The organism is Paenibacillus rhizovicinus, from assembly GCF_010365285.1.
Classification (GTDB): domain Bacteria; phylum Bacillota; class Bacilli; order Paenibacillales; family Paenibacillaceae; genus Paenibacillus_Z; species Paenibacillus_Z rhizovicinus.
Window position 1 is genome coordinate 101,078 of record NZ_CP048286.1, and the last position, 22,645, is coordinate 123,722.

General features: G+C 62.5%; 19 protein-coding genes. All 19 read right to left on the reverse strand.

Annotation, left to right across the window (positions count from 1 at the left end; all coding sequences use genetic code 11):
• Nucleotides 1–115 precede the first annotated feature (115 nt).
• A complete protein-coding gene (locus GZH47_RS00480) occupies nucleotides 116–1,105 on the reverse strand; it encodes a tRNA dihydrouridine synthase (RefSeq protein WP_162638024.1) in 990 nt (329 codons plus the stop codon).
• A 327-nt stretch (nucleotides 1,106–1,432) separates the two neighbouring features.
• Entirely contained in the window at nucleotides 1,433–2,491 is a 1,059-nt protein-coding gene (locus tag GZH47_RS00485) for an aromatic ring-hydroxylating dioxygenase subunit alpha (RefSeq protein ID WP_162638025.1), read from the reverse strand.
• A gap of 97 nt (nucleotides 2,492–2,588) precedes the next feature.
• Nucleotides 2,589–3,650 carry an ABC transporter substrate-binding protein gene (locus tag GZH47_RS00490; protein ID WP_162638026.1) on the reverse strand — a complete coding sequence of 354 codons (1,062 nt, stop codon included), beginning with the start codon at nucleotides 3,648–3,650 and terminating at the stop codon, nucleotides 2,589–2,591.
• A gap of 215 nt (nucleotides 3,651–3,865) precedes the next feature.
• Nucleotides 3,866–4,855 carry an aromatic ring-hydroxylating dioxygenase subunit alpha gene (locus GZH47_RS00495; protein ID WP_162645003.1) on the reverse strand — a complete coding sequence of 330 codons (990 nt, stop codon included), beginning with the start codon at nucleotides 4,853–4,855 and terminating at the stop codon, nucleotides 3,866–3,868.
• Between the two features lie 33 nt (nucleotides 4,856–4,888).
• Entirely contained in the window at nucleotides 4,889–6,277 is a 1,389-nt protein-coding gene (locus tag GZH47_RS00500; protein WP_162638027.1) for an amidohydrolase family protein, read from the reverse strand.
• Nucleotides 6,278–6,305: 28 nt separating this feature from the next.
• Complete coding sequence (locus GZH47_RS00505; protein WP_162638028.1) at nucleotides 6,306–7,565, reverse strand: pyridoxal-phosphate-dependent aminotransferase family protein; 1,260 nt, start codon at nucleotides 7,563–7,565, stop codon at nucleotides 6,306–6,308.
• Nucleotides 7,562–8,821, reverse strand: a complete 1,260-nt coding sequence (locus GZH47_RS00510) for a Zn-dependent hydrolase (protein ID WP_162638029.1) — start codon at nucleotides 8,819–8,821, stop codon at nucleotides 7,562–7,564. The genes GZH47_RS00505 and GZH47_RS00510 overlap by 4 nt, the downstream gene beginning before the upstream one ends.
• Nucleotides 8,818–10,353 (reverse strand): allantoinase AllB, encoded by a 1,536-nt coding sequence (allB, locus tag GZH47_RS00515; RefSeq protein WP_162638030.1) that lies wholly within the window; start codon nucleotides 10,351–10,353, stop codon nucleotides 8,818–8,820. The genes GZH47_RS00510 and allB overlap by 4 nt, the downstream gene beginning before the upstream one ends.
• A 5-nt stretch (nucleotides 10,354–10,358) precedes the next feature.
• The gene (locus GZH47_RS00520) at nucleotides 10,359–10,778 is read right to left on the reverse strand and encodes a hydroxyisourate hydrolase (RefSeq protein ID WP_162638031.1); all 420 of its coding nucleotides are present in this window, start codon (nucleotides 10,776–10,778) and stop codon (nucleotides 10,359–10,361) included.
• Nucleotides 10,775–11,752 carry a factor-independent urate hydroxylase gene (gene pucL / locus GZH47_RS00525; protein WP_162638032.1) on the reverse strand — a complete coding sequence of 326 codons (978 nt, stop codon included), beginning with the start codon at nucleotides 11,750–11,752 and terminating at the stop codon, nucleotides 10,775–10,777. The genes GZH47_RS00520 and pucL overlap by 4 nt, the downstream gene beginning before the upstream one ends.
• 28 nt (nucleotides 11,753–11,780) lie before the next feature.
• The gene (uraD, locus tag GZH47_RS00530) at nucleotides 11,781–12,296 is read right to left on the reverse strand and encodes a 2-oxo-4-hydroxy-4-carboxy-5-ureidoimidazoline decarboxylase (protein ID WP_162638033.1); all 516 of its coding nucleotides are present in this window, start codon (nucleotides 12,294–12,296) and stop codon (nucleotides 11,781–11,783) included.
• 206 nt (nucleotides 12,297–12,502) lie between these two features.
• The gene (locus tag GZH47_RS00535; RefSeq protein WP_162638034.1) at nucleotides 12,503–13,012 is read right to left on the reverse strand and encodes a (2Fe-2S)-binding protein; all 510 of its coding nucleotides are present in this window, start codon (nucleotides 13,010–13,012) and stop codon (nucleotides 12,503–12,505) included.
• Entirely contained in the window at nucleotides 13,002–15,320 is a 2,319-nt protein-coding gene (pucD, locus tag GZH47_RS00540) for a xanthine dehydrogenase subunit D (protein ID WP_162638035.1), read from the reverse strand. The genes GZH47_RS00535 and pucD overlap by 11 nt, the downstream gene beginning before the upstream one ends.
• A gap of 16 nt (nucleotides 15,321–15,336) precedes the next feature.
• Entirely contained in the window at nucleotides 15,337–16,254 is a 918-nt protein-coding gene (locus tag GZH47_RS00545; protein WP_162638036.1) for an FAD binding domain-containing protein, read from the reverse strand.
• A 242-nt stretch (nucleotides 16,255–16,496) separates the two neighbouring features.
• Nucleotides 16,497–17,162, reverse strand: a complete 666-nt coding sequence (locus GZH47_RS00550) for a nucleotidyltransferase family protein (RefSeq protein ID WP_162638037.1) — start codon at nucleotides 17,160–17,162, stop codon at nucleotides 16,497–16,499.
• Nucleotides 17,159–18,289 carry an XdhC family protein gene (locus tag GZH47_RS00555; protein WP_162638038.1) on the reverse strand — a complete coding sequence of 377 codons (1,131 nt, stop codon included), beginning with the start codon at nucleotides 18,287–18,289 and terminating at the stop codon, nucleotides 17,159–17,161. The genes GZH47_RS00550 and GZH47_RS00555 overlap by 4 nt, the downstream gene beginning before the upstream one ends.
• 115 nt (nucleotides 18,290–18,404) lie before the next feature.
• Entirely contained in the window at nucleotides 18,405–19,727 is a 1,323-nt protein-coding gene (locus tag GZH47_RS00560; RefSeq protein WP_162638039.1) for a 5'-deoxyadenosine deaminase, read from the reverse strand.
• Nucleotides 19,728–19,839: 112 nt separating this feature from the next.
• Nucleotides 19,840–21,258, reverse strand: a complete 1,419-nt coding sequence (locus GZH47_RS00565) for an 8-oxoguanine deaminase (protein WP_162638040.1) — start codon at nucleotides 21,256–21,258, stop codon at nucleotides 19,840–19,842.
• A gap of 65 nt (nucleotides 21,259–21,323) precedes the next feature.
• Entirely contained in the window at nucleotides 21,324–22,643 is a 1,320-nt protein-coding gene (locus tag GZH47_RS00570; RefSeq protein ID WP_162638041.1) for an FAD-binding oxidoreductase, read from the reverse strand.
• Between the last annotated feature and the right edge of the window lie 2 nt (nucleotides 22,644–22,645).

Genomic DNA, 22,645 nt, shown 5'->3' on the forward strand with positions numbered 1-22,645 from the left:
ATATTATCCCGTTAACATAATGAAGCTGCCGATTCACGCCGGCAGCTTCTTCCTCGTCATTTATACAACTAGCGTGTCCCTTTAGGATTCCTGTAGAGCGTTAGTGTTGCGCTTGTTAATTTCCAGGTTCCTCAGCCCCATCATGCTCCATGCTTCTGAATGTATTCAGCAATTCACGCACTTCACTTTTTGATTTGGCGTTCATCAAGCTGGTTCTGAGTTCGCTTGCCCCTCGAAACCCGCGGACATAGACTTTGAAGAAACGGGTAAGCGCACTAAACGAACGCGGTTCCACTTCTGAGTATTGATCATGCAGATCCAGATGGAGCCGCAGCAAGTCAAGCAATTCCGCGCTGCTGTGCTCCTTCGGCTCTTTCTCGAACGCATATGGATTTTGAAAAATACCGCGTCCAATCATAATACCGTCGACACCGTATTGCTCGGCAAGCTGCTGGCCGGTCTGACGGTCTGGGATATCCCCGTTAATGGTCAGAAGCGTATCGGGCGCCACCTCATCGCGAAGCTTCTTTATCTCCGGAATCAGTTCCCAATGCGCTCTTACTTTGCTCATTTCCTCTCTGGTCCGAAGATGAATGGACAGATTAACAATGTCTTGTTTCAGAATATGGGTTAGCCAGTCACGCCATTCGTCTACGTCACTAAAACCGAGCCTTGTTTTTACGCTGACTGGCAGTCCTCCGGCTTTGGCGGCTTGGATGATATCCGCTGCGATTTCAGGACGGCAGATCAGGCCGCTGCCCTTTCCATTCTCTGCTACGTTCGCCACTGGACAGCCCATATTAATATCGATGCCTTTGAATCCTTCTTTCGCCATGCCGATGCTCATTTCATGGAAAAATTCCGGCTTGTCACCCCAGATATGCGCTACGATGGGCTGTTCATCCGGGGTAAAAGTCAAGCGCCCGCGTACGCTTTTGTTCCCCTCCGGGTGACAATAACTCTCCGTATTCGCAAACTCCGTAAAATACACATCCGGTCTGCCTGCCTCGCTTACCACATGGCGAAACACAACATCTGTCACATCTTCCATGGGTGCTAGTACAAAAAAAGGTCGTGGTAAATCGCGCCAAAAGTTTTCTTTCATCCTTAAAACCCCTCTATGCCTACCAGAACAATCGTTGTCCTTAGAATAGTAAAATACTTGCTGTCCGTGTACCAATGTTCAAACCTCATTACAGGTTAACAATAGACATTCCATAACGTCCACGACTTTATTATAAACGGAATAACGTCATGATGGGTAATTCCCCTTCGTAACGTCAACAATGTTTCATAATTACATAGGTTTTTAGTATTTTAGGGTGGTTTAGACAAGAACTTTATCCCATACAACACAAAAGCCGCGATATACGCGGCCTTTAATGAGAAAATGTTCTTGTCCCCCGATTCATTACGATCCGCGCAGGCTGCGCTACTTCTTCAGTTCAATCTTGTAGACCTGAGGCGTGCCGAACTGCGGGAGCACCTCCCGCTCGCCGTAGCGCTCCAGCAGGTCCAGCAGCATTTCCCGCATGAGAATTCCGGGCTTGTCGGAGTGCATATGCGTTTCCATCCGCAGTTTCAGGTCAAGCGGCACGTTCGCCTCGGTCGATTCGAGAACGGCCATGTCTTCGTCGACGACGGCCTTGTCGAAGGCAATGACCTTCTCCGCCGGCACGTCCGCCTCCGTATCATTGCGGAAGACGAACTGCGTCAGCATGCAGCTCTCGTCGTCGATCGGCGTCGCGCAGGTGACGATGGAATGGACGAGTCCCGTCGGATAAGTAATGTCGGTCTGCCGAATGAACGGCATGAACCAGCGCGAATGCGTCCTACGAACCGTCTCCGTCTCCTCCGTGTCGATGACCTTGACGACGTTGTTCAGCTTGTTCGTGACTCGGATTTCGGCATACATGTCGAACCCGCCGTCAAACGGCACGATGTTCATCTCCGCCGGAACGGGATCGGTGTTCTCGCCGAACGTATTGTGATGCACGAACGCAATATGCGCGTTGTCGAAAGAGTTCTCCATCAGCCGCAGCGCCGAACAACCGATCGGGTGATAGAATTCCTCGATTTGCCGGAAGCCGGGCTCGCCCGCGCGCTTGAAAGCCGGAATGTCCGCGATCGGATCGTCCAGCGCCACCCAGACGTGGCCGTAACGCTCCTCGCAATGGTACGCTTTGATTTTGTACACCTTCGGCGGGTTCTCCAGCTCCGATTGCGGAAAATAAGTGCATTTTCCCGTCCCGTCGAACTGCCAGCCGTGGTACGGACAGACGATGCTGCCGCGATTTACCGTCCCCTTCGACAGCTTGGCGGTGCGGTGGCAGCAGCGGTCCACGGCAGCGGACGGCCTGCCGGCCTCGTCCAGCCAGAGCACGACCGGCTCGCCGAACATCGTCACGCTCCGCGGCCCCTCCGCCAACATCGACGCCGGCATGACCGGATAATAAAATTTTTTCAATACGGGTTGCTGCGTCTGAAACATGTCGACCGCTCCTCTCCGATATCACAAGCAAGAGTCCCATTAGCAGAACGGCTGCCCGCGGATGCGTCCGGCAGGCAGCCATTTCGTTATAATCCGTTTATTTGCCGGGCAAAAAATCCTTCGTAAAGACGTTCGCGATGTCTTCCTTCTTCTTCAGCACGCCTACGTCCATCAACTGCTGCTGCAGTTCCGTCCAGCGCGCTTCGCTCATCGTCCCCGTCCCTTCCGTCGCGGCGTCGCCGCCGAACGCGAAGTCCATCTCCTTCTCGGCGCTGAACTTCATCATGTCGAGGCTCATGTCCGGGTTCTGCTTTTGAATGGCGGGATTGATTTCATCGGCGTGGTCCTTGTAGTAGTCCCAGCCCTTTACGGTCGCCGCCATGAATGCCTTTACCTCGTCCGGATGCTTCTTGATCATGTCCTCCGTCGTAAAGTAGACCCCCGCATAAATGTTGTAGCCGGAATCGGCGTTCAGCAGAACATCGAAGTCGACGCCTTGCTCTTGGAGCGTGTACGTCTCCGAGGTGACGTAACCCTGCGTGACCGCCTTCGGATCGTTAACGAAATTGACGAGGGATCCGGTATATTTCATTTCCTGTGCGTCGCCCAGTTTATATTTGTTTTTCATAAAGAGCCAGAAGCTTGCGGTCGAGGCGACATAGACCTTGTGGCCGTTCAGGTCGCCGAAGCCGTTGATGCCGGAATTCTTGTGGTAGAAGAGCGCCTGCGGGCTTTTCTGGAACGCGGTGCCGATCGCCACGACCGGAATGCCTTCCTGCCGCGCGACAAGAATGTCGTCGGCGTTCGCCATGCCGAACTCCGCTTTGCCGGATGCGACGATTTGGGTGGCCGAAACCGACGGACCGCCCGGCAAGAGCGTCATGTCGAGGCCGCCGTCTTTATAGAAGCCTTTCTCTTGCGCGGCAAAATTGCCGCCATGCTCCGGCTCCGCGAACCAGTTCAGCACGAGCGTCGTTTTGACCGGTTCCTTCGTTTCCGAGCCGGACGAACCGCCGGCGTTCGCGGTCGCGTTGCCCGAAGCGGAAGACTCGTTCCCGCTGCCGGCGTTGTTGTCCGAACCGCACGCGGACATCAAGACGACGGATAAAGCCATAATCGCGGTAAAAGCAGTGCCTCTTTTCGCATTCACAGTTTTCATGGTCATGCTCCCCTCCGACAAGCTTCTTTATTTGTTTTTCTGTTGCTAGGCTCATCATAGTTCAGATGTTACATGAAGGTCAATAATCCTAACATTAAGTTTGTAATCCGGCACAATATTCGGAGTTTTGATTGTCAAACGAACTTACGACCTGGTGAAAACCTCACATATTCGACTATTTATAACTCTTACCTGACATGAAGAGCCGCTAGAAATCAGATCGTTCCTACCTTAACCCCGAGCTCGTTCAACCAACGGCGGTAGGCGACCGAAAACACGTCGACCCGATGATTCAGCTCCGCCTGCAGGTCGAGCGGCAGCAGCTCCGGCTTCTGCGACTCGATCACCTGCGCGTCTTGGTCGAAGACGATGTCCTGGAAGCGGATGAAATTCTCGTCGTCCACGTCGAACCCGTAATTGCGGGCGACCATCATGAACACGAGGCACTCGTCCGCCGCCACCGGCGCGACGGTCAGCAGAATCCATAGCGTCTGGCCGTTGCCCGGGTCGGTCTTCGACAACCGGCCGGACAAAGGCCGGTACACCTCTTTGCGGTACACGTACGTCGTCCCCTCGCTCTTGTCCGAGCCTGAATGGGCGACCGGCTGGAAGATCGGAATGTTCTCGATATAGATCCGGTTTTTCTCCTTGATCACCTGAATGTCCGGCAGCTCGGCATAGTCGGGATGGCCGAGCAAGTCCTGATGCACGAACATAAGATGGGCGAAATCGGTGAAATTCTCGATGACCCGCGTCCCCGCCGCCTTCACCTTGTACGGTCCGCAAGGCAGCGGACGGAACGCCGGGTTAGCGAATTCCTCGAAATGCGGCACAGGCCCGGTCGGCTCGCCGAGACAAATCCAGACGAAGCCGTACTTCTCCTCGCACGCGTAGGCTGCGGTCTTCGCCCGCAGCGGAATCCGTTCCCCCGCCGGCTGGGCCGGGATGCAGACGCACTGCCCTTCGCCGTTGTAATGCCAGCCATGATACGGGCAAACGATCGCATCGTCCTTCACCCAGCCCTTGGACAGCATCGCGCCGCGGTGAATGCACAGGTCGCGCAGCGCCTGAACGCCGCGGCTATTCCGGTACAGGACCACCCTTTCGCCGAGCAGCGTAACGGCCACCGGCTTCTCCTTCAGTTCGGAAGTCAAATATACGGCATGCCAATCGTTTTCCAGAACCGGATCATGCAGTCTTTCCATTGTCACAACACCGTCCTTCGGGGGAAATATTATTTATTGGCAAGCGGCGAACACCGGATAACGCGCCGCCAGCTTGGCGCGAAGCGCGTCGACGCGCGCTTGGGCGCGGCGCAGCAGCTCCCGTTCATCGACAAGGACGCACCGCCGGTCCTCGACGACGATGCGTCCGCCGACCATGACAAGCTCCACGTCGTTGCCATTCGCGTTATATACGAGGGCCGACGAAGCGCGATGAACCGGACTGATGTGCGGCTTCAACAGATCGACGACGACAAGATCCGCCTTCTTGCCGGGCTCCAGACTGCCGAGATCGGCTTCCCGGCCCATCGCCTTCGCGCCGCCGATCGTCGCCATCCGCAGCACGTCCATCGGCGGCAGCAGCGTGGCGTCCATCGCGTCGACCTTGTGCAGGCAGGCGGTGAATTTCAATACCTCGAGATTGTCCTGGCAGTTGTTGCTGCCGGGCCCGTCCGTGCCGAGCGCCACGTTGATGCCCATGCGCCGCATTTCCGGCACGCGCGCGACGCCCGAGGCGAGATACATGTTCGATATCGGGCAATGCACCACCGAAGCCTTCCGGTCGCGGATCGTCTCCAGCTCGCCGTCGTCCAGCCATATGCCGTGTACGACCTGCGTGCGCTCGCCGAGCAAACCGACCTCGCTCAGCAGCTCGAGATTGCGCAGCCCGAACCGTTCCATCGTGTTGACGATCTGACCGCTCGTCTCCGCGACATGCACATGGGAGATCAGGCTTCGCTCTTCGGCGTAACGGGCCGCTCGTTCGAGAAATTCGCGCGAGCAGCCGTACAAGTTAAGCGGACCGAGCGCGATGCTCACCCGCCCCGAAGCCGCGCCTTCCCAATCGTCCAGCAGATCGTCCGTCGCGGCGAACACGCGCTCCGCCGTTTCGCGCAGACGATGCTCGCCGGAGAGGTCGGCTCCGCCTCGGGCGAGATGCCCGCGGATGCCGGAATCGACGAACGCGCGCAGCACGCCGGACGTATTGTCCGGGGACGTATGGATGTAATGGTGATCCATCAGATAGGTAGCGCCGGACTTCAGGTTCTCGATGCAGCCGATGAGACCAGCCAAATAGAAATCCTCCGGCTCCATGGCGAGACTGAGCGGCCAGATGATTTCGCGCAGCCAGTCCGCGAGCGGCAGATGGTCGGACACGCCGCGCATATAGGTCTGAAACAGATGCGTATGGGCATTGACGAGACCCGGAATAACGACCTTGCCTTCCGCGTCGAAGACGTATGGACACGTCTCGCGAAGCGCTTCGAGCCGTTCGTCGCCCGGGCGCCACAGACCGACCTCCTTGATTTCGTCCCCCGATACATACACGTAGCCGGGCTTCAGCACGCTGCCCGCTTCGTCCATCGGCAGCACCGTCCCGTTATAGATCAATTTCTCCGTCATTCCCGTACCTCCCCTTGGCGATTCGCGTTCAAGCCGGATCGTAAACAGCAAGCGCCGCTTGCACGGCTTCGCCTGCCGGCAGGCGATAGCCCTCGCGCAGCAGCGACGCTTCCAGCGCGCCGAGCAGATGCAGAACGTTCGTCTGCCGGGAGCTGTAGCCCATTGTGCCGATCCGCCATATTTTCCCTTTCAGCGGTCCGAACGAGCTGGCGATTTCGACGCCGAAGACGCGCAGCAGCCGCTCGCGGACCCGTTCGCCGTCGATGCCTTCCGGCACGTTCACGCAAGTGACGACGGGCAGCTTGCAGCCGGGATCGCCATACAGCGCAAGCCCCATGGCCCCCAGGCCTGCCGTCAGCGCCCGTTCGTGCAGCCGATGACGGGCGAAGCGCTCATCCAGCCCTTCGGAAAGCGCGATCCGCACGCCTTCGCGAAGCGCATAAAGCATCGAGGTCATTTCGGTGTGATGGTTCAGTCTCGCCGGGCTCCAGTAATCCTGAAGCTGGCTTAAGTCGAGGTAGTTGCTTTGCACGGGCCGCGAAGTCGGCGGGTCTTCCGAGCCGGCGCGAAGGCCGCGCTCGATCCGTTTGCGCGCCAGCAGCTTGCGCTCGGCCCGGGCGTTGTACGTGACGGGCGCCATGCCGGACGGAATCGACAGGCATTTCTGCGTGCCGCCGATGACGGCGTCCAGCTGCCACGCGTCCGTCTCCACCGGCACGCCGCCGATCGTCGCCACCGCGTCGACGACGAGCAGCGCACCGACCTCGCGGCATGCGGCGCCGATGCCCTCCAGCGGCTGCATGCGTCCGGTCGACGTCTCTCCGTGCACGATCGCTACAAGATTCGGACGCTCGCGCTTGACGGCGGCCGCAATCTCGCCGGGGTCGAAGACGCTCCCCCATTCCCGTTCCATGACGATGACTTCAGCGCCGCAGCGTTGGGCGATTTCATGCAGGAGATGGCCGAACCGGCCGTAGATCGGAATAAGCACGCGGTCTCCCGGCTCGATCAAACTGTTCAGCACCGCCTCGATGCCGGAACGGGACGTGCCGTCAACGGGATAAGCCCATTCGTTGCCGGTTCGGAATAGACAGCGCAGAAGCTCCATCGTCTCGTTCATCAGCAGCGTGAACTCGGGATCGAACTGGCCGAGGATCGGGTACGAGAGCGCGCGCAGCACGCGCGGTTCGGCTTCGACGGGACCTGGGGTCATTATGATGCGCGGGGAAGGAGACAACTCCGCATAAGCGGATCGGTTGAAAGGCGCAAGGCCGTTTAATGCGTTCATTGCCGTCCCTCCTGTTCATAGCCTAATTCGTACAGGCAGTCCGCCAGAACGGCGGCGCCTGCCATCAGTTGCGCGGGGGTTGAATATTCGCCCGGGGAATGGCTGACGCCGCCCCGGCTTGGCACGAACAGCATCGCGGTCGGGCAAACGGGCGCGAACAACTGGGCATCATGCCCCGCTCCGCTGACCATCCTTCGCGCGGAGAAGTTCCGCGCCAGACAGGCGCGCTCCAGCAGGCGGGTCAGCCCGGCGTCCATCGGCGCCGGCTCCGTCGCCAGCCAGCAGCGCGCTTCGAAGCCGAGTCCCCGGCTTCTCGCGACCGACTCGAAGGCGGCGAGCGTCTCCCGGCAGAAGACGTCCAGCTCCGCTTCCTCGTCATGCCGGATATCGAGCGTGAACCGCACCTCGCCGGGGATGACGTTCGGCGTGCCGGGCAGCGTCTCGAGACGGCCGACGGTGGCGACTAGCGGATCGCCTGCCGCCCTCGCCCGCGTCTCAAGCAGCGCCAGCATCTCGGCGGCGCCTGCCAGCGCGTCGGCCCTCATCGACATCGGCGTCGTACCGGCATGGTTGCTCGCCCCGACCAGCGTGACGGCATAGCGGCGCTGGCCGACGATCGCCTCGACTAGCCCGATTTGCCGGCCCGTGCGTTCAAGCGCGACGCCTTGCTCGATATGCAGCTCGACGAAGGCGCCGATATCCCGGCGAAGGCACGGTTGCTGCAGCACCAGGCCGAACCCGGCTGCGCGCATCGCGTCTCCGAGCGTAATCCCGTTCGCGTCGGCAATGTCTTCGCCGCCGCCGATATCGTAGACGCCGGTCGCGTTGCCGGAGCCCCAGTAGGCCAGCGGAAACCGGCTTCCTTCCTCTTCGCAGAACGAAGCGACCTCGAGCGTCCGAACCGGCGTGCCGCAGACGCGCTTGAGCGCGGCGATCGCGAGCAGCCCGGCCGCCACGCCGTACGCCCCGTCATACCGGCCGCCGGAACGGACGGTATCGATATGCGAGCCGGTCAGCACGACCGGCTCGGCGGGGCTTGAACCTTGCAGCCGTCCGTACAGATTGCCCGCCCGGTCGAAGCGCGTCTCGAGTCCGGCAGCCTGCATCCGCTCCGCAAGGAACAGCTGCGCGGCGCGCCACGGCTCCGTATACAGCAGGCGGGTGACGCCGCCGCCTTCCTCGGCTCCGAACCCGGCAAGCTCGTCGAGCAGGCCGGGCAGTTCCGCGAGGGCTCCCATGTCCAGCAGCGGCCTCATGACGGCTGCACCCCGTTGACCGGCAACGAGGGCGCAGACGGTCGGCACTGCTGCGAAGCCGAACCCGGCGTGCGCGTCAGGCCGGCGGACAAATGCGCAGCGCCTAATGCCGCCTGCGCATCTAGCGCATCGACCGCTGGCACATTCGATGCCGGAACCGTCAGCCTGACCCCTCCTCCGGAGGTAACGCCCGCCCCTTCCGCGTAGACCGTCTTCCCGCGGCACAGCGTGCGAACGACCTTGCACGTGAATCGGCGTCCGATATATGGGCTGTGCTTATGCCGATGATACAGATCCTCGCGCGCCAACGCGTACGTCCGGTTCGGGTCGATGATCGCCAGATCGGCGTCGAAGCCCTCCGCGATTTCTCCCTTGCGCGGGTAAAGGCCGAAACGCCGCGCCGGATTGGCCGAGAGCGCCGCGGACAGCAGTTGCAGCGGCACGCCTCGTTTGCGCCATCCTTCCTCCAGCATCAGCTCCAGCGTATTCTGCGCGCCGGCGATACCGCCCCACGCATCGATAAACGACAGGCCCGCCGCCGTCTTCATCGCTTCCGGGCACGGGGAGTGATCGGATGCGACCAGATCGATCGCCCCTTCCAGCAGGCGGGTCCACAATCCTTCCAGCCGGTCTTCGCCGCGCAGCGGCGGCGCGCACTTTGCGGCCGGACCGATCAGCGCCATGTCGTCCTCCGTCAGCGTCAAATAGTGCGGGCACGTCTCCGCAGTGACATCGATGCCCCGCCGCTTGGCGGCCGTTATCATGTCGATCGCCTCCGGCGTGCTGATATGGACGAAATGAAGACGGCAGCATGTCTCCGCCGCCAGCTCCAGCGCCATGTAAACCGCCTCCAGCTCGGCCACGGCCGGACGCGATGCGGCAAAGTCCCGCGCCCCCGTCCGGCCCTCGTCCGCGAATTTCGCCGCGAGCCGCGAGGTGATCGCCTCGCTCTCCGCATGCAGCGCGAGCAGGCCGCCGAACGCGGCGATCCGGCGCATCCCTTCGCGCAGCGCCTCGCGGCCGATTTCGCGGAATCGCCCTTCGCCTTCGCCGCCCGGGTTCGACATGAACGCCTTGAACCCGACGACGCCGGCGGCCGCCAATTCCTCCAGGCGATCCGCGTTGCCCGGAACGAGCCCGCCCCAGAAGGCGTAGTCGACGGCGGACGCGCCCTCGGCGAGCGACGCCTTCAGCGCCAGAGCGCCCGCGTCGACCGTCGGCGGATTGCCGTTCAGCGGCATATCCGCGTAGGTCGTGCAGCCGCCGGCCGCAAGCGCCGCCGAGCCGGTCGCGAAGCCTTCCCAATGGCCGAATTTCGGCTCGTTGAAATGCACGTGAACGTCGACGGCGCCCGCCATGACGAGCAGGCCGTCCGCATCGATCGTTTCCGCCGCCTCGCAGGCGCCGTCGAGCGAGCCCGCAGCCGCGATGGCCGCGATCCGCCCGTCCTTGACGGCGATATCCGCTGCCTTCGCCCCGGACGGAAGCACGACCGTCCCTCGCTTAATGATCAAATCGTAGCGTTCCCCCATGTCGCTCAACTCCCCCGATAAGTGCTATAGCCCCCGGGCGCCGCCAACAGCGGAATATGATAATGCGCCTCGGGATCGGTAATCCGGAACCGCACCGGCACCTGCTCCAGCAGCTGCGCCGGTGCGGATGTTTGCGCGCCCGCCGGACCGTCCTCATTCGCGGTCCTTGCGCCGGCTCCGCCGCCGCTATCGATCAGCCCTCCGAAATAACCGCCGATATGGAACAACAGCTCGTACACGCCCCGTTCCAGAAGGCCGTCCGCAAGCAGCGGCCGGTCGAGCCGGCCGTCGGCGTTCGTCTCCGCCTCCGTCACCAGCACGCCCGGCTGGGTTCCGTCCAGCCGCCAGAGCTGCACCTTGACTCCGGCGGCGGGCCGTCCGCGCGACATGTCCAGCACATGCGTCGTCAGCTGCCCCCCGCTCATGCCTGTGCCTCCGCCGCTTCGTCGCGGACGGCCAGCAGATCGTCCTTCGTCATCGAGAAGCCCTGGAAGCCGAACGGCGGGCGCGGCTCCGTGAACACCCCGGGCGCATCGCCGCCCTTCGGCTCCACGATCGTTTCCCATGTCCGGTTGTTCGATTCGAACCGCACCTCGGCAAGTTGCGGGAACCGGGTGAGCAGCCGCTGGCCGATCAGCCAGATCAGATACTGGATGGACGGCGTCGCGAATTCGTAGAACACGTTATGCGCGATGTCGCGCACCTGCTCGGCCGGGACGTAACGCCCCCTCTCCGGCCGCAAGGCGTCCTCCGGATCTTCGTAGCGCCACAGCAGATCGAGGAAAATAAACAGCGGCCGGTCATGCGCTTCCGGCAGCGTCGTATATTCGTCGCGTATGAAGCCGGCGAACGAGCTGCCGCTTATCTTGATCAGCTGCAGTTCCGACAATCCGCACCAATGCGAGGCGATCTCCGCGCCGAATGAAGGTCCGCGCACGATTTCCATGCCGGCGCTCGCGTGATCGTTGTGGGAACGCCGGTACACGAGATCGTTGTTCATGTACCCGCCCGGTCCCGGGACGACGAGCGACTCGAACGGAATCCGGTCCGCGCTCAGCTCCACGCGGTCGATATGCGGATAAGCCGCCAGAAACCGTTCGGCCAGGAAGGCGAGCAGCCCCTCCGTCGTGCTCCCGTCGAACGATGCCGCATGGCGCAAAATGAAATTTTTCATCGAATCCGTGGCGACGATCTGCCGGTTGTCCCCTTCGGTAAACGAGGTCAGCAGCGATTCGCCGCTGACGGCGAATTTGACGTTATGGGCGAAAATGACGTTGCGCGATTCGGAGAACGTCGATTCCGGAATCGGCGGCGTTTCGAGCGGCCCGGCATAGGTTCGGTATACGAGAACATCGCCTTTTCCATAATAAAGCGTGCGTCCGCACGATAGTTTCAGCATGGCAATCCCGTCCTTTCTCTCTGTCAACTCAGCCGACGATGCGGCAAATACGATGTTCGGCAATGCGGGATATTTCGGCCAGCGCCCGCTTCCTTTCGGCTTCGCGGGAGCTTTCGACTCTGAGGCCCATCGCCTCGGCGATGTCCGCTTTCGTCCGACCCGCGACCGCGAGAATGAACGGAAAGCCGAATTTTTCTTTGTAAGCCTGGTTCATCTCGGCAAAATAGTCGTATTCCTCCTGCGTCAGCGCGTCCAGACCGGCCCCCTGCTGCTCTGCGGCCGACAGCGCCGTAACTTTGAGCCGGGTCGCAAGATCGGGATGCGCGCGCAGCAGCGACAACACCTCGTCCGGCGCGGCCTCCTCTACTTGCCGCATCATCGTCTCGTGCAGATGACCCGAATCGCGGAACGGCCCTTCGTTCCACGACCGTTCCGCAACCCAGGGCGAATGCTCGAAGACCGCTCCGAGCAGTTCCGTGAAGCGCGCTTCGTTCATGCCGTTGATTTGCTCGATCGTCACTCTTCCGCCAATGAAATTGCTCATGTCCAGTTCTCCTCGCACATCGAAATGATTGCCGCACGTAGTTTCCTCGATCTGGAAGATGTCCTGCTCCCGGAGCTCGGCACCGCCCAGTCCCGCCAGCGGACAACGGAGGGACGTGCCGGCCGACAGAGTCGCCCGCTTCGCGATCGCGACGTGCCTGCGCAGATATCCCCTCGTACTCGGAGTCGCTCATCCGCCTTCCCTCTTCAGTTACCTTCCCTCCTCAGTTCGACCGCCCGCCGCACCGCGCGAATGATGCCCCCGTAGCCGGTACACCGGCATAAATTGCCCGATAACGCCTCCTCCACCTCTTCCGGAGAAGGGTCCGGATTCGCGTCGAGCAGCGCCGTTGCGGACACGACCATCCCGGGCGTGCAGTACCCGCACTGGTAACCGCCCTCCTCCAGAAAAGCGCGCTGGACAGGGTGCATGGCGCCGTCCGCGATGCCCTCGATCGTTCGGATCGGCCTACCCTCGCACTGATACGCCATCGTCAGGCAGGCATTGGCCGGACGGCCGTCGATCAGCACCATGCAGGCGCCGCAGCGGCCGATTTCGCAGGACCGTTTCGTCCCGGTCAGCTCCAGATCGTCGCGAATCACGTCGAGCAGCCGCCTGGCCGGCGCGATCGCCAGCCGTACCGGGAGGCCGTTCACCTCGGCCGTCCAATCGGAAACGGCCGCAAACTTCCGCAACGGCAATGCTTCATCCTTCATCGTTCATCGCCTCCAAGCGCCGAATGGGAAACGCCTCCTGCAGCAGTGCCGGATCGATCGGCAGGCGATTGATCCAGCGGCCGGCGGCGTGCTTGACCGCCGACGCGATCGCCGGCGCGAGTCCGATCGAGCCGATCTCGCCAATGCCTCTCGGCCCGTGTTCGTCTCCTTCGGGCAAATCCTCGATCGGCAGCACCTCGACGGCGCCGGATTGGTCGGCGATCGTCGGCACGAGATAGGTGTCGAGATTCTTCGTCACGTACTGCCCGCCCTCCATAACCGCTTCCTCCAGCAGCGCATAGCCAAGCGCCATCGAGCTGCCGCCTTCGATCTGGCCAAGATAGCCCTGGGGATTCATGACCGGCCCCGCCGCAACAACGTGATACTGATCGAGCACGCGGACCCTTCCCGTCAGCCGGTTGATCTCCACCTTGACCGCAACGGCCGCATGGCTGTACAAATAATGGGCGCCGACCCTTTCCGTGCCGGAAGTCGGGTAATGGACGGCCGCTTCGCAAACGATCGGCTCCGCAAGCGTCGCAGCCAAATCGGCATAAGCGACGGCCATGTCCCCCGTCGACCGCCATCGCACGCCTCCTTCTCCGAGCCGAAGCAGCTCCGGTCCGGCGCCGGCCGCTTGCCCGGCCGCGGCCAGCACCAGGTCGGCGAACGGCTCGCGAAGCAGTTCGAGCGACTTCCACATCATCGTCGTGGCGCGCGACGCCGTGCTGGAGCCGCTGTTCGGCACGGCGTCGGTATCCCCGATGACGATGCGCACGTCGCTTCCCGCAAGTCCGAGACGTTCGACCATCATTTGCTCCAGCGTCGCGATCAGCCCCTGTCCGCATTCCTCGAAGCCGAAGGCGGCTTCGATTCGGCCATCCTTGCGAAACGTCAGCCGTCCGCCGGACGGATCCGGTATGCCGAAGCCGAGACCGGCGCCGTGCATGACCATCGCCGCGCCGATGCCTGTAAGCAGCCAAGGCTTCAGGGAGTTCGGAGGCTGACCGGCATCATTGCCGACGCCGGCAGCGCCGGCGGCACGCTCCCGCCACAGCCTGCTGTCCCGCAAAGCCGCCCATACCCGCTCCGCGCCGTCTGTCTTCGCGATCGGCTGTCCGAACGGCCCCGTTCCGTCGGCCGCCGGCTTCAAATTCAGCTCGCGGAACGTCCACGGGTCGAGGCCTGCCGCTTCCGCGAGTCGGTCCATCTGCCCTTCGAGGGCGAAAATCGCCTGATTGCCGCCGAAGCCGCGAAACTCGCCGGACATGCCGTTGTTCGTGAAGACCGACCGGCTCGCCACGTCGACCGCGCCGAAAGCATACGTGCCGATCACGTGCTCGGTCGCGAAGTTCAGCACCTCAGCCCCGAGCGTCGCGTACGGTCCCGTATCGGCGGTGATTCGGACTTGATGGGCGGCGATTCGTCCGTCTTGGCCGATGCCAGTTTTCATGCGGAGGACCATCGGATGGCGCTTTAGTCCGGATCGGACGGATTCCCGGCGGGAATTGTGGATTTTCACCGGACGGCCCGTTGCGAGCGCGAGGAGCGCGCCGTAAGGCTGGACGTTCAGTTCGTCCTTGCCGCCGAACGAGCCGCCGATCGGGCTAGACACGACCCGGATTCGCTCCTCCGGAAGCGCCAGAATTCGCGAGAGCTGCAGCCGGTCCATCAAGCCGTGCTGCGTCGGCGCGTAGACCGTCAGCCGCCCGTCCGGCTCCGGCACGAACAGGCCGCCTTCCGTTTCCATGTAGGCATGCATTTGGCGCGGGGTCCTGTACGTCTCCTCGACAATATGCGCGCAGCCGGCAAAAGCCGCTTCGATGTCGCCATCCGCGAACGCGGCTTCGTGCAGCACGTTGCCTTCCGGATGCAGTGCCGGCGCTTCCGGCGCAAGCGACCGCTCGGGATCATCCAGCACCGGCAGCAGCTCGTACTCCACCTCGATCAGCGCGAGCGCCAGCTCCGCCAGCTCCCGCGTCTCCGCCGCCACGGCCGCCACCGCGTCTCCGACGTACCGAACGCGCTCCTCGCAGAACACCGGCTGATCCTGGCGGGCGATACCGAAGCGGTTCAGCCCCGGCACGTCATGGCAGGTCAGCACCGCAGCGACGCCATCCGCCCGCAGAGCGGCATCCTTGCGGATCGTCCGGATCGCCGCATGGGGATGCGGACTTCGGAGCACCGTGCCGTACAGCATGCCGGGCGCGGTCATGTCGGTCAAGTACGTCAGCGCGCCGCTTACTTTCTCCGGGCCGTCGGGCCTGACACGCCACCTGGTCCCGCTGTTTTGCCGATTCAACCGCATTGGCGTTCCCCCTTCCTTAACCTTCGAAGCCGCGAACGGCCTGCCAGAGCTGCGCCGAAAGAACGTTCGCGGCCGTTCGCCTCCGGTACTCCGCCGAAGCGAACGAGTCGGGCTCCGGTCGGTATTCCTCCATCACGAGATTATACAGACGGGCGACGGCGCGATCGTCCGCCGCCGCTCCTTCGAGCTCCGTCTCCGCGAGCGTCAGCCGCTTCGGAACCGTTCGGCCGCCGCCGGCCGCGAGGCGCAGATTGCGCAGACGGCCGTCTGCGCCGATGCCGCCGATAAGCGCAGACGTTACGACGGACGGCGTGAATGCTTCGCGGCGGCCGATTTTGTCATAGAACGCGAAGCTGCGGGAAACCGGCGGTTCGCTCGGCGCAGCCTTGCCTTCCTGTCGCAACGGAAGCCGGATGCGGAGCAGCAGGGCGGAATCGTACGTTCCGGTATCCGCCCGTGCCAGCCAGCCGGCGAGCGTCTCGCTTCTTTTCGTCCCGCCTTCTTCCCAATCCAGCTCCGCCTCGTACGCGAGCAGAGCTGGAAGCGCGTCGCCGACGACCGAGATGACGTTCCCGCCGATGGTCGCCGCATTGCGGATGGAAGGGGCGGCTATACCGCGCGCCGCCAGCGCGATAAGCGGAAAACCCGCCGTCAGCTCCGCGCTTCGCCTGATTGCCGCAAGCATCGTAAACGAACCGATGGACATGCAATCTTCGGAGAGAACGAAGCCCGATAGGGTCACAATGCCGCTCAAGTCGATCAAGTGCGCCGGCATCTGCTTCAGTCCGGCCTCCCATTGCGTGCGCAGCAGCGTTCCTCCGGCTACGTAATCGGCTTCCCGCCCGAACTGCTTCTTCAGGCGAACAGCCTCCTGCGCGTCTTTCGGACGCCATACGGCCGGATAGCCCGCTTCTCGTTCGCCGTTCATGCTCATCGCCAGCAGCTCCTTCCGCGAATGACTTCGGACATCGAATCAGTCGAAGATTACAACAAAGTGAAGTGATCTAGTTCAACTATACGCACGCGTTATTTATAAGTAAACTAACCTGACATAAAGTTGGGCGATTAACTAGTGGAAAACAAAAAACGTTGTGCTCCATGCACAACGTTTTTAAATTTATGTTATATTTCCTAACGCATAACGCGCAATCGATCATTTATTTCTGGATCTTACGTCTATTTCGATATTTCACGGTAGATTGCGACTTCCTGTATATTACGAATTCGCGCATACGACCAGGCGATGCCCTTCGCAGCCTCCAATTCGTCCGGCGTATCCACGTCGAATACGAGCGTCGGCTCCCGAATCGGCATAATTCCACCTGTGACCCCCGGCTCCGCCAGCAGCCGCTTCGCGCCTTGGTCGCCCGATAATCCGTTGACGCTCCCGAACAGGCTTCGCGCCAGTAGAACGGGAGGCATCGTCGATTCCTCCAACCCGCAAGCGATGTAATCAAGCCCTGGCTCGCTTCGCCAGCCGTTCGTCAGCCCGCGCAGAAGCGCCGGCGTCACGAACGGTTGATCGGCCAGCGCGACGATGGCCGCCTCGTGTCCGGCAGCGGCGGCGCAAGCGATGCCGCGGCGAAGCGAATGCGCCATTCCGAGAGCGGCCTCCTCGCAGACGACGATGTATGGCTTCGATTCCAACACGGCGTCCTCCGGCAGCCAGCCCAACGGATCGCCGGGCCTGACGACCACGTAGACCGCATCGAGACCGGAAGCGAGCAGCGCGAGCAGCCCCATGCCGCCGAGACTGACGCCGGGAAGCAACTCCGCGGCCGGTTTGCAGCCGCCCATGCGGCTGCCCGCCCCGGCCGCCAAATAAACGCCTGCGATCGTCATGCGTTTCTCCTTTCAAATGCGGATGACCGCAGTCGCTTTCGCCAGCCGATCAGCTCGGCGGCGACGCTGACGGCGATCTCCTCCGCCCCTTCGGCGCCGATCGCGAGGCCGATCGGCGCTTTGACGAACGGCTCGGGCGCCATCCCGTCCAGCACGAGCTTTATCCGCCTCGCGGAGCCGACGATGCCGAGATAGGCCGGCCTGAGCGGCATGACGAGCGCCGCCATCTCGCGGTCCCGGCGCAAATGATGGCTGCCGATCATGACGAAATCCCGCTCGCCGATCTGCAGCTCGGCTACGATCCGCTCCGGTTCGCCGACGAACGTCGCCGCATGCGGGAACCTTCCCGGACGGCAAAGCTCCGGACGCCAGTCGGCGACGACCGTCTCGAAGCCGATGCCGCGGGCCAGCTCGCCGACCGCAACCGCCTCGTCGCGGGCTCCGAAAATAACGAGCCGGTCGCGAGGCGCGAATACGGTCGCGAACAGCAAGGCTCCTTCCGTCTCCCGTTCCTTAACTTCGCGTCCCGAAGCCGGAACGAAGAACGGCAAGGCGCCGTCCGCCTCCAGCTCCTCTGCCCCGTGCCCCGAAGCCGTTACAGCGGCTGCCCCTTCTGTCTCCGCACGGCTCTCTTCGCCATGACGGGACATCCGTTCGGCAACCGCTCCCGCCGAATCGGCGGCGCTTTCGGAGCGCGCCCCCGCCGGCTCAAGCCAATAACGGAGAATGCCCCCGGCTTCGCGACGAACGAGCTTGACGCGCTCGCCGCAGCGCACTCGGCGGCCGATTTCCCGCAGAAGCCCGCGCAGCGTCCCCGTCAGCGGCTCCAAGAGAATACGAATTTCGCCGCCGCAGCCGATCTCCTCGCCCCACACGACGTCCTCTTCGGGCCGCATATTATAGTTTGCCACTTCGTGAACGCCCGCTTCGAGAATGGCCGCGACCCGGGCATGCAGATCCGCTTCCAGGCAGCCCGGGCTGATGCTCCCGATACGCCTGCCGTCTTCCGTCAGAAGCATGGACGCCCCCTCCTTGCGATAGGAATGCCCTCGCACTTGGATAATGGTCGCAAGCACCGCGGCGGCGGAATCCTTGTCTGCAAAAGCCGAAATCCGTTCTGATTCCATGGGCATCTCCCCTTCGCTCGGTATCGTGAACCCTGCGCGAACGACCGGAACAGACGGGCCGTCCGGGAATAAGAACCGTTGTCAAGCTTCCCCCGTTCGTCATCGGCGCCCGATTCTATAGCCTATCAAGCAAGCGCCGCAATGCAGCGTTCGAAGCCGGGAGCACCCGGGATTTGTCGATCGTCCGCACGACTTTGCCTTCCATGACGATCTCGCCGTCGATCATGACCGTGTCGACGTCGCCGCGCGTGGCCGCGTAGACGATACGCGACGCCCAATCGGCATCGAATGACGGATAGACGTGAAAATCCTCCAAATCGAGCAGCTGCAGATCGGCCAGCTTGCCGACCTCGATGCTGCCGATCTCCTTCTCCATGCCGAGCACCTCCGCGCCGCCCATCGTCGCCATCCGGAGCACGGAAGCGGCGTTCATGACCGTCGGTCCGTACTTCACCTTCTGGATGTACGCGGACAGGCGCATCTCCTGGAACATATCCAGGTTGTTGTTGCAAGGCGCGCCGTCCGCCCCGAGCCCGACCTTCACCCCGGCTTCGAGCAGCGCCGGAATTTCAGCAATGCCGGACGCCAGCTTCAAGTTCGAGCCCGGACAATGGGTCACCTTAACGCCTCGCTCGCGGATGATCCGTTTCTCCTCGTCGTCGAGCCAGATGCTGTGCGCCAGAATCAAATTCGGCCGCGCCAAGCCGATGCGATCGAGATAGACGACGTTGCGCATGCCGCGCTCCGCCTCGACGAGCGCAATCTCGCCGCGGTTCTCCGAAGCGTGGGTGTGAACAGGCACGCCGTAATGCGCCGCCAAATCGCGAACCTCGGTCAGCAGCCCTTCCGTGCAAGAGACGACGAAGCGCGGACAGAACGCGTAACGGATGCGGCCGCCGGCCGCGCCGTTCCACGCTTCCAGCAGCTCGACGCTCCGGCGGATCGAGTCCGCCGTCGTCTCCCGAAGCCCCTCCGGCACCTCGTCGCCGCAATCCATCATGACTTTGCCCGAGAAGGCCCGCATGCCGCTTTCCTCGATCGCGCGGAAGGCGGCCTCCGTATGATTCACCGTCTCCATGTCGAGGATCGTCGTCGTGCCGCTCCGAATCAATTCCCCGAGCCCGAGCAGCGCCGAATAATAGACCGACTCTTCGTCATGCGCCGCTTCCATCGGCCAAATGCGCCGCCGGAGCCAGTCGATCAGCTCCATATCGTCGGCTCTGCCGCGAAACAGCGTCTGGCACAAATGAATATGCGTTTGGACGAAGCCGGGCAGCAATGTCTTGCCCCCGGCTTCGATGACCCGATCGGCGTTCTCCTGCAAGTTCGCGCCGATTCGGACGATTCGGTTGTTTTCGATCCAAACGTCGCCCCGTAGCACCTCGCCGCGCGCGTTCATCGTGACGATGACGGCGTTGCGGATCAGCGTCGTCCCCATCCGATATCCCCTCTCCGATGCCGATAGTAGTCTGTCGCGCGAGCGGTTTCGCCGTCAGCGTGCGGTCCGCCGTCATTAAGCCGCAGCGGCGAATTCGAACGCCGATGCCGCCTCACTTAAGTGCATGCAGCCGCGATCGCCGATAATCGATCCCCGTACGCAGCGACGCCTCGTTGAATAACCGAAGCGCCGAAGCCTGCGCCGCCTCGGCCGCCCGCTCCTCCTCGATCCCCGTCAGCCTTCCGTCCTTCACGACGATTTTGCCGCCGACGATCGTCATGTCGACCGGCCGCGACATGCCGGTCACGATCGGCAGCGCGGCATCGTCGAACAGCGCCCCGGCGAATTCGAGCCGGCGTGTGTCGATCATGAACATGTCCGCCGCCTTGCCCGCCTCGAGCGAGCCGATCGCGTCGTTCCAGCCGAGCACCGACGCCGAGCCGCGCGTGGCGAGCCCGAGCGCGCCGGCCGCGTCCAGCGACGAAGAACCGTGCGCAAGCTTGTGCAGCAAATAGCTCATTCTCGCTTCTCCGATCATGCTTCCGCCGTCATTCGATGCCGAGCCGTCCACGCCAAGACCGACGCGAACGCCGGCCTCTTGCATGCGCAGCAGCTTGAACACGCCCGAGGACAGTTTCATGTTGCTGGTCGGGCAATGCGCCACGCCGCAGCCATGGCGGCCCATCAGGCGTATTTCGTCGTCGTCGAAATGAATGCCGTGCGCGTACCAGACATCGTCGCCGACCCAGCCGTGCCGCTCCATATATTCGAGCGGACGGACGCCGAACCGATCCAGGCAGTACCGCTCCTCGTCGAGGGTTTCCGCCAGATGGGTATGCATTCGGACGCCGTAGCTCCTTGCCAGCGCCGCCGATTCGCGAAGCAGATCGGACGTCACGCTGAAAGGCGCGCAAGGCGCCACGCCGACGCGCACCATCGCGAAACGGTCGGAACCGTGGTACCGTTCGATGACACGGATCGTGTCCTTGATGATTTCGTTGTCGGTCTGGCAGACGGCGTCCGGCGGAAGCCCGCCCTCCGAGCGGCCGAGGCTCATCGAACCGCGCGTCGGATAGAAGCGGATGCCAAGCTCCGCGGCCGCGCGAATCTCCTCGTCCATCAGCTCGCCGGATATTCCTTTCGGGAAACAGTAGAAATGGTCGGAGGCCGTCGTGCAGCCGGTCTTCAGCAGCTCGCCGAGACCGACGACCGCGCCGTTGTAAATATCCTCGGGCCGCAAATGCCGCCAGATATCGAACAGCGTGCCAAGCCATTCGAACAGCTCGCAGTCCTGGGCGAGCGGAATGTTGCGGGTCAGCGTCTGAAACAGATGGTGGTGTGTGTTGATCAGTCCCGGATAGACGATCATGCCTGTCGCGTCGACGACCGTGTCGGCCTCCGCGTAAGGAATGTCGGTCCCGATCGCGACGATCTCCTGACCGTCCGCGTACAGGCTGCCGCCTTCGATGACGCGGCGTTCGCCGTCCATGGTGACGATCGATTTGGCGTTTTTGACGAGCAGCGTTCCCATATTGTCCTCTTCCTTTCTCGCCCGCTCTTGCAGCGCCGCTACAGGCGGCTTAGCCGTCGTCCGTTTTATCCGATCTTGCCCGGATTGAGCAGGCCGAGCGGATCATTCAGCTTTTTGCGAAGCTGCATCCCGGTCACCGCGCCGCGGCCGCCATTGTCGAGCATCCATGTGTGCGGGTCGTAAATTTCGACGCCGATGCTCCGGCAGGTCGCGATGATATGGTAGAGACGCTCCTCCGACGCGAACCGCACGACAGGCAGCGCGTTCGGAAGCAGCCGTCCGCCGGCGAGCACCCATTCGAAATGCATCAGCAGCTCGTCGCCGAACAAGCTTTTCAGCTCGCGCAGCTGCTCCAGGTAGCGGTCCGGGTCGAAGCCCGCCTGCAAATACGTATAGGCCGGGTCTGCTTTAAGCGCCCACAGCGTCGTATGGTTCCACGTAAAATCGGACAGGCCGATCGTCTTGCGGTATTTCTCCGGCGGTATGACATGGCCGATACCGCCGCGATGAGAGGCTGCGAGGACGGCGAGACGCGGCAGCGTACCGTCCGCCGTCTCGGCGAACACGACCGATTTGCCGGGGGTAAGGACCTTCTCGAGCGGCTTGAAGAAGGACGGCAAGGGCCATTCGATCGGCGTCACGAGCCGTTTCGGAATGCCGCCGTCGCGCGCCAGCGCTTCGCCGAAGAGGAGTGCGTCCTCGAAATCGTCGAACTCGGCGACGACCTGCGTCCAGTCGGTCTTCTTCGCGAGCGGAATGACGACCTCCGTCATAATGCCGGTCGTGCCGTAATTGTGGATATAGTCGTACAGCTCCCGCCCTTCGATCTCGAGGCGGCGCGGCCGCTCCTCCATCGTGTACACGACGGCGGACAGCACGTTGCCGTCCCACAGATTGCCCCACGCAATCGAACCCACGCCGCCGGAGCCGCCGCTCACGAATCCGCCGACGGTCGCCTTTGCGAACGTGCTCGGGTAGATGCGCAGTTCCTGCCCCGCTTCCCGCGCCTTCTTCTCCAGCGCGCCGAGCTTGACGCCGCATTGGACGCGCGCGAAGCCGTCGCCGATTTCCGCGATGGCGTCCAGCCCGCTCACGTCCAGCACGATGCCGCCCTCCAGCGGAACCGCTTGGCCGTAGTTGCCCGTTCCCGCACCGCGAACCGTGACGGGAATCCGGTGGCGGAACGCGAACGCGAGCGCCGCCTCCACCTCGCCCTCGTTCTGCGGCGCAAAGACCGCATCAGCCTTTTTCTCCCTCAGCCTGACTTCAAGCACCGGGGAATACCAATAGAAATCTTTCGACAGCTTCTCGACCGTCGACTCGTCCGTGTAGACCGCGATATCGCCCAGGTCCGTTTCCGCTTTGATCCTCCATGCGAGAGACATAT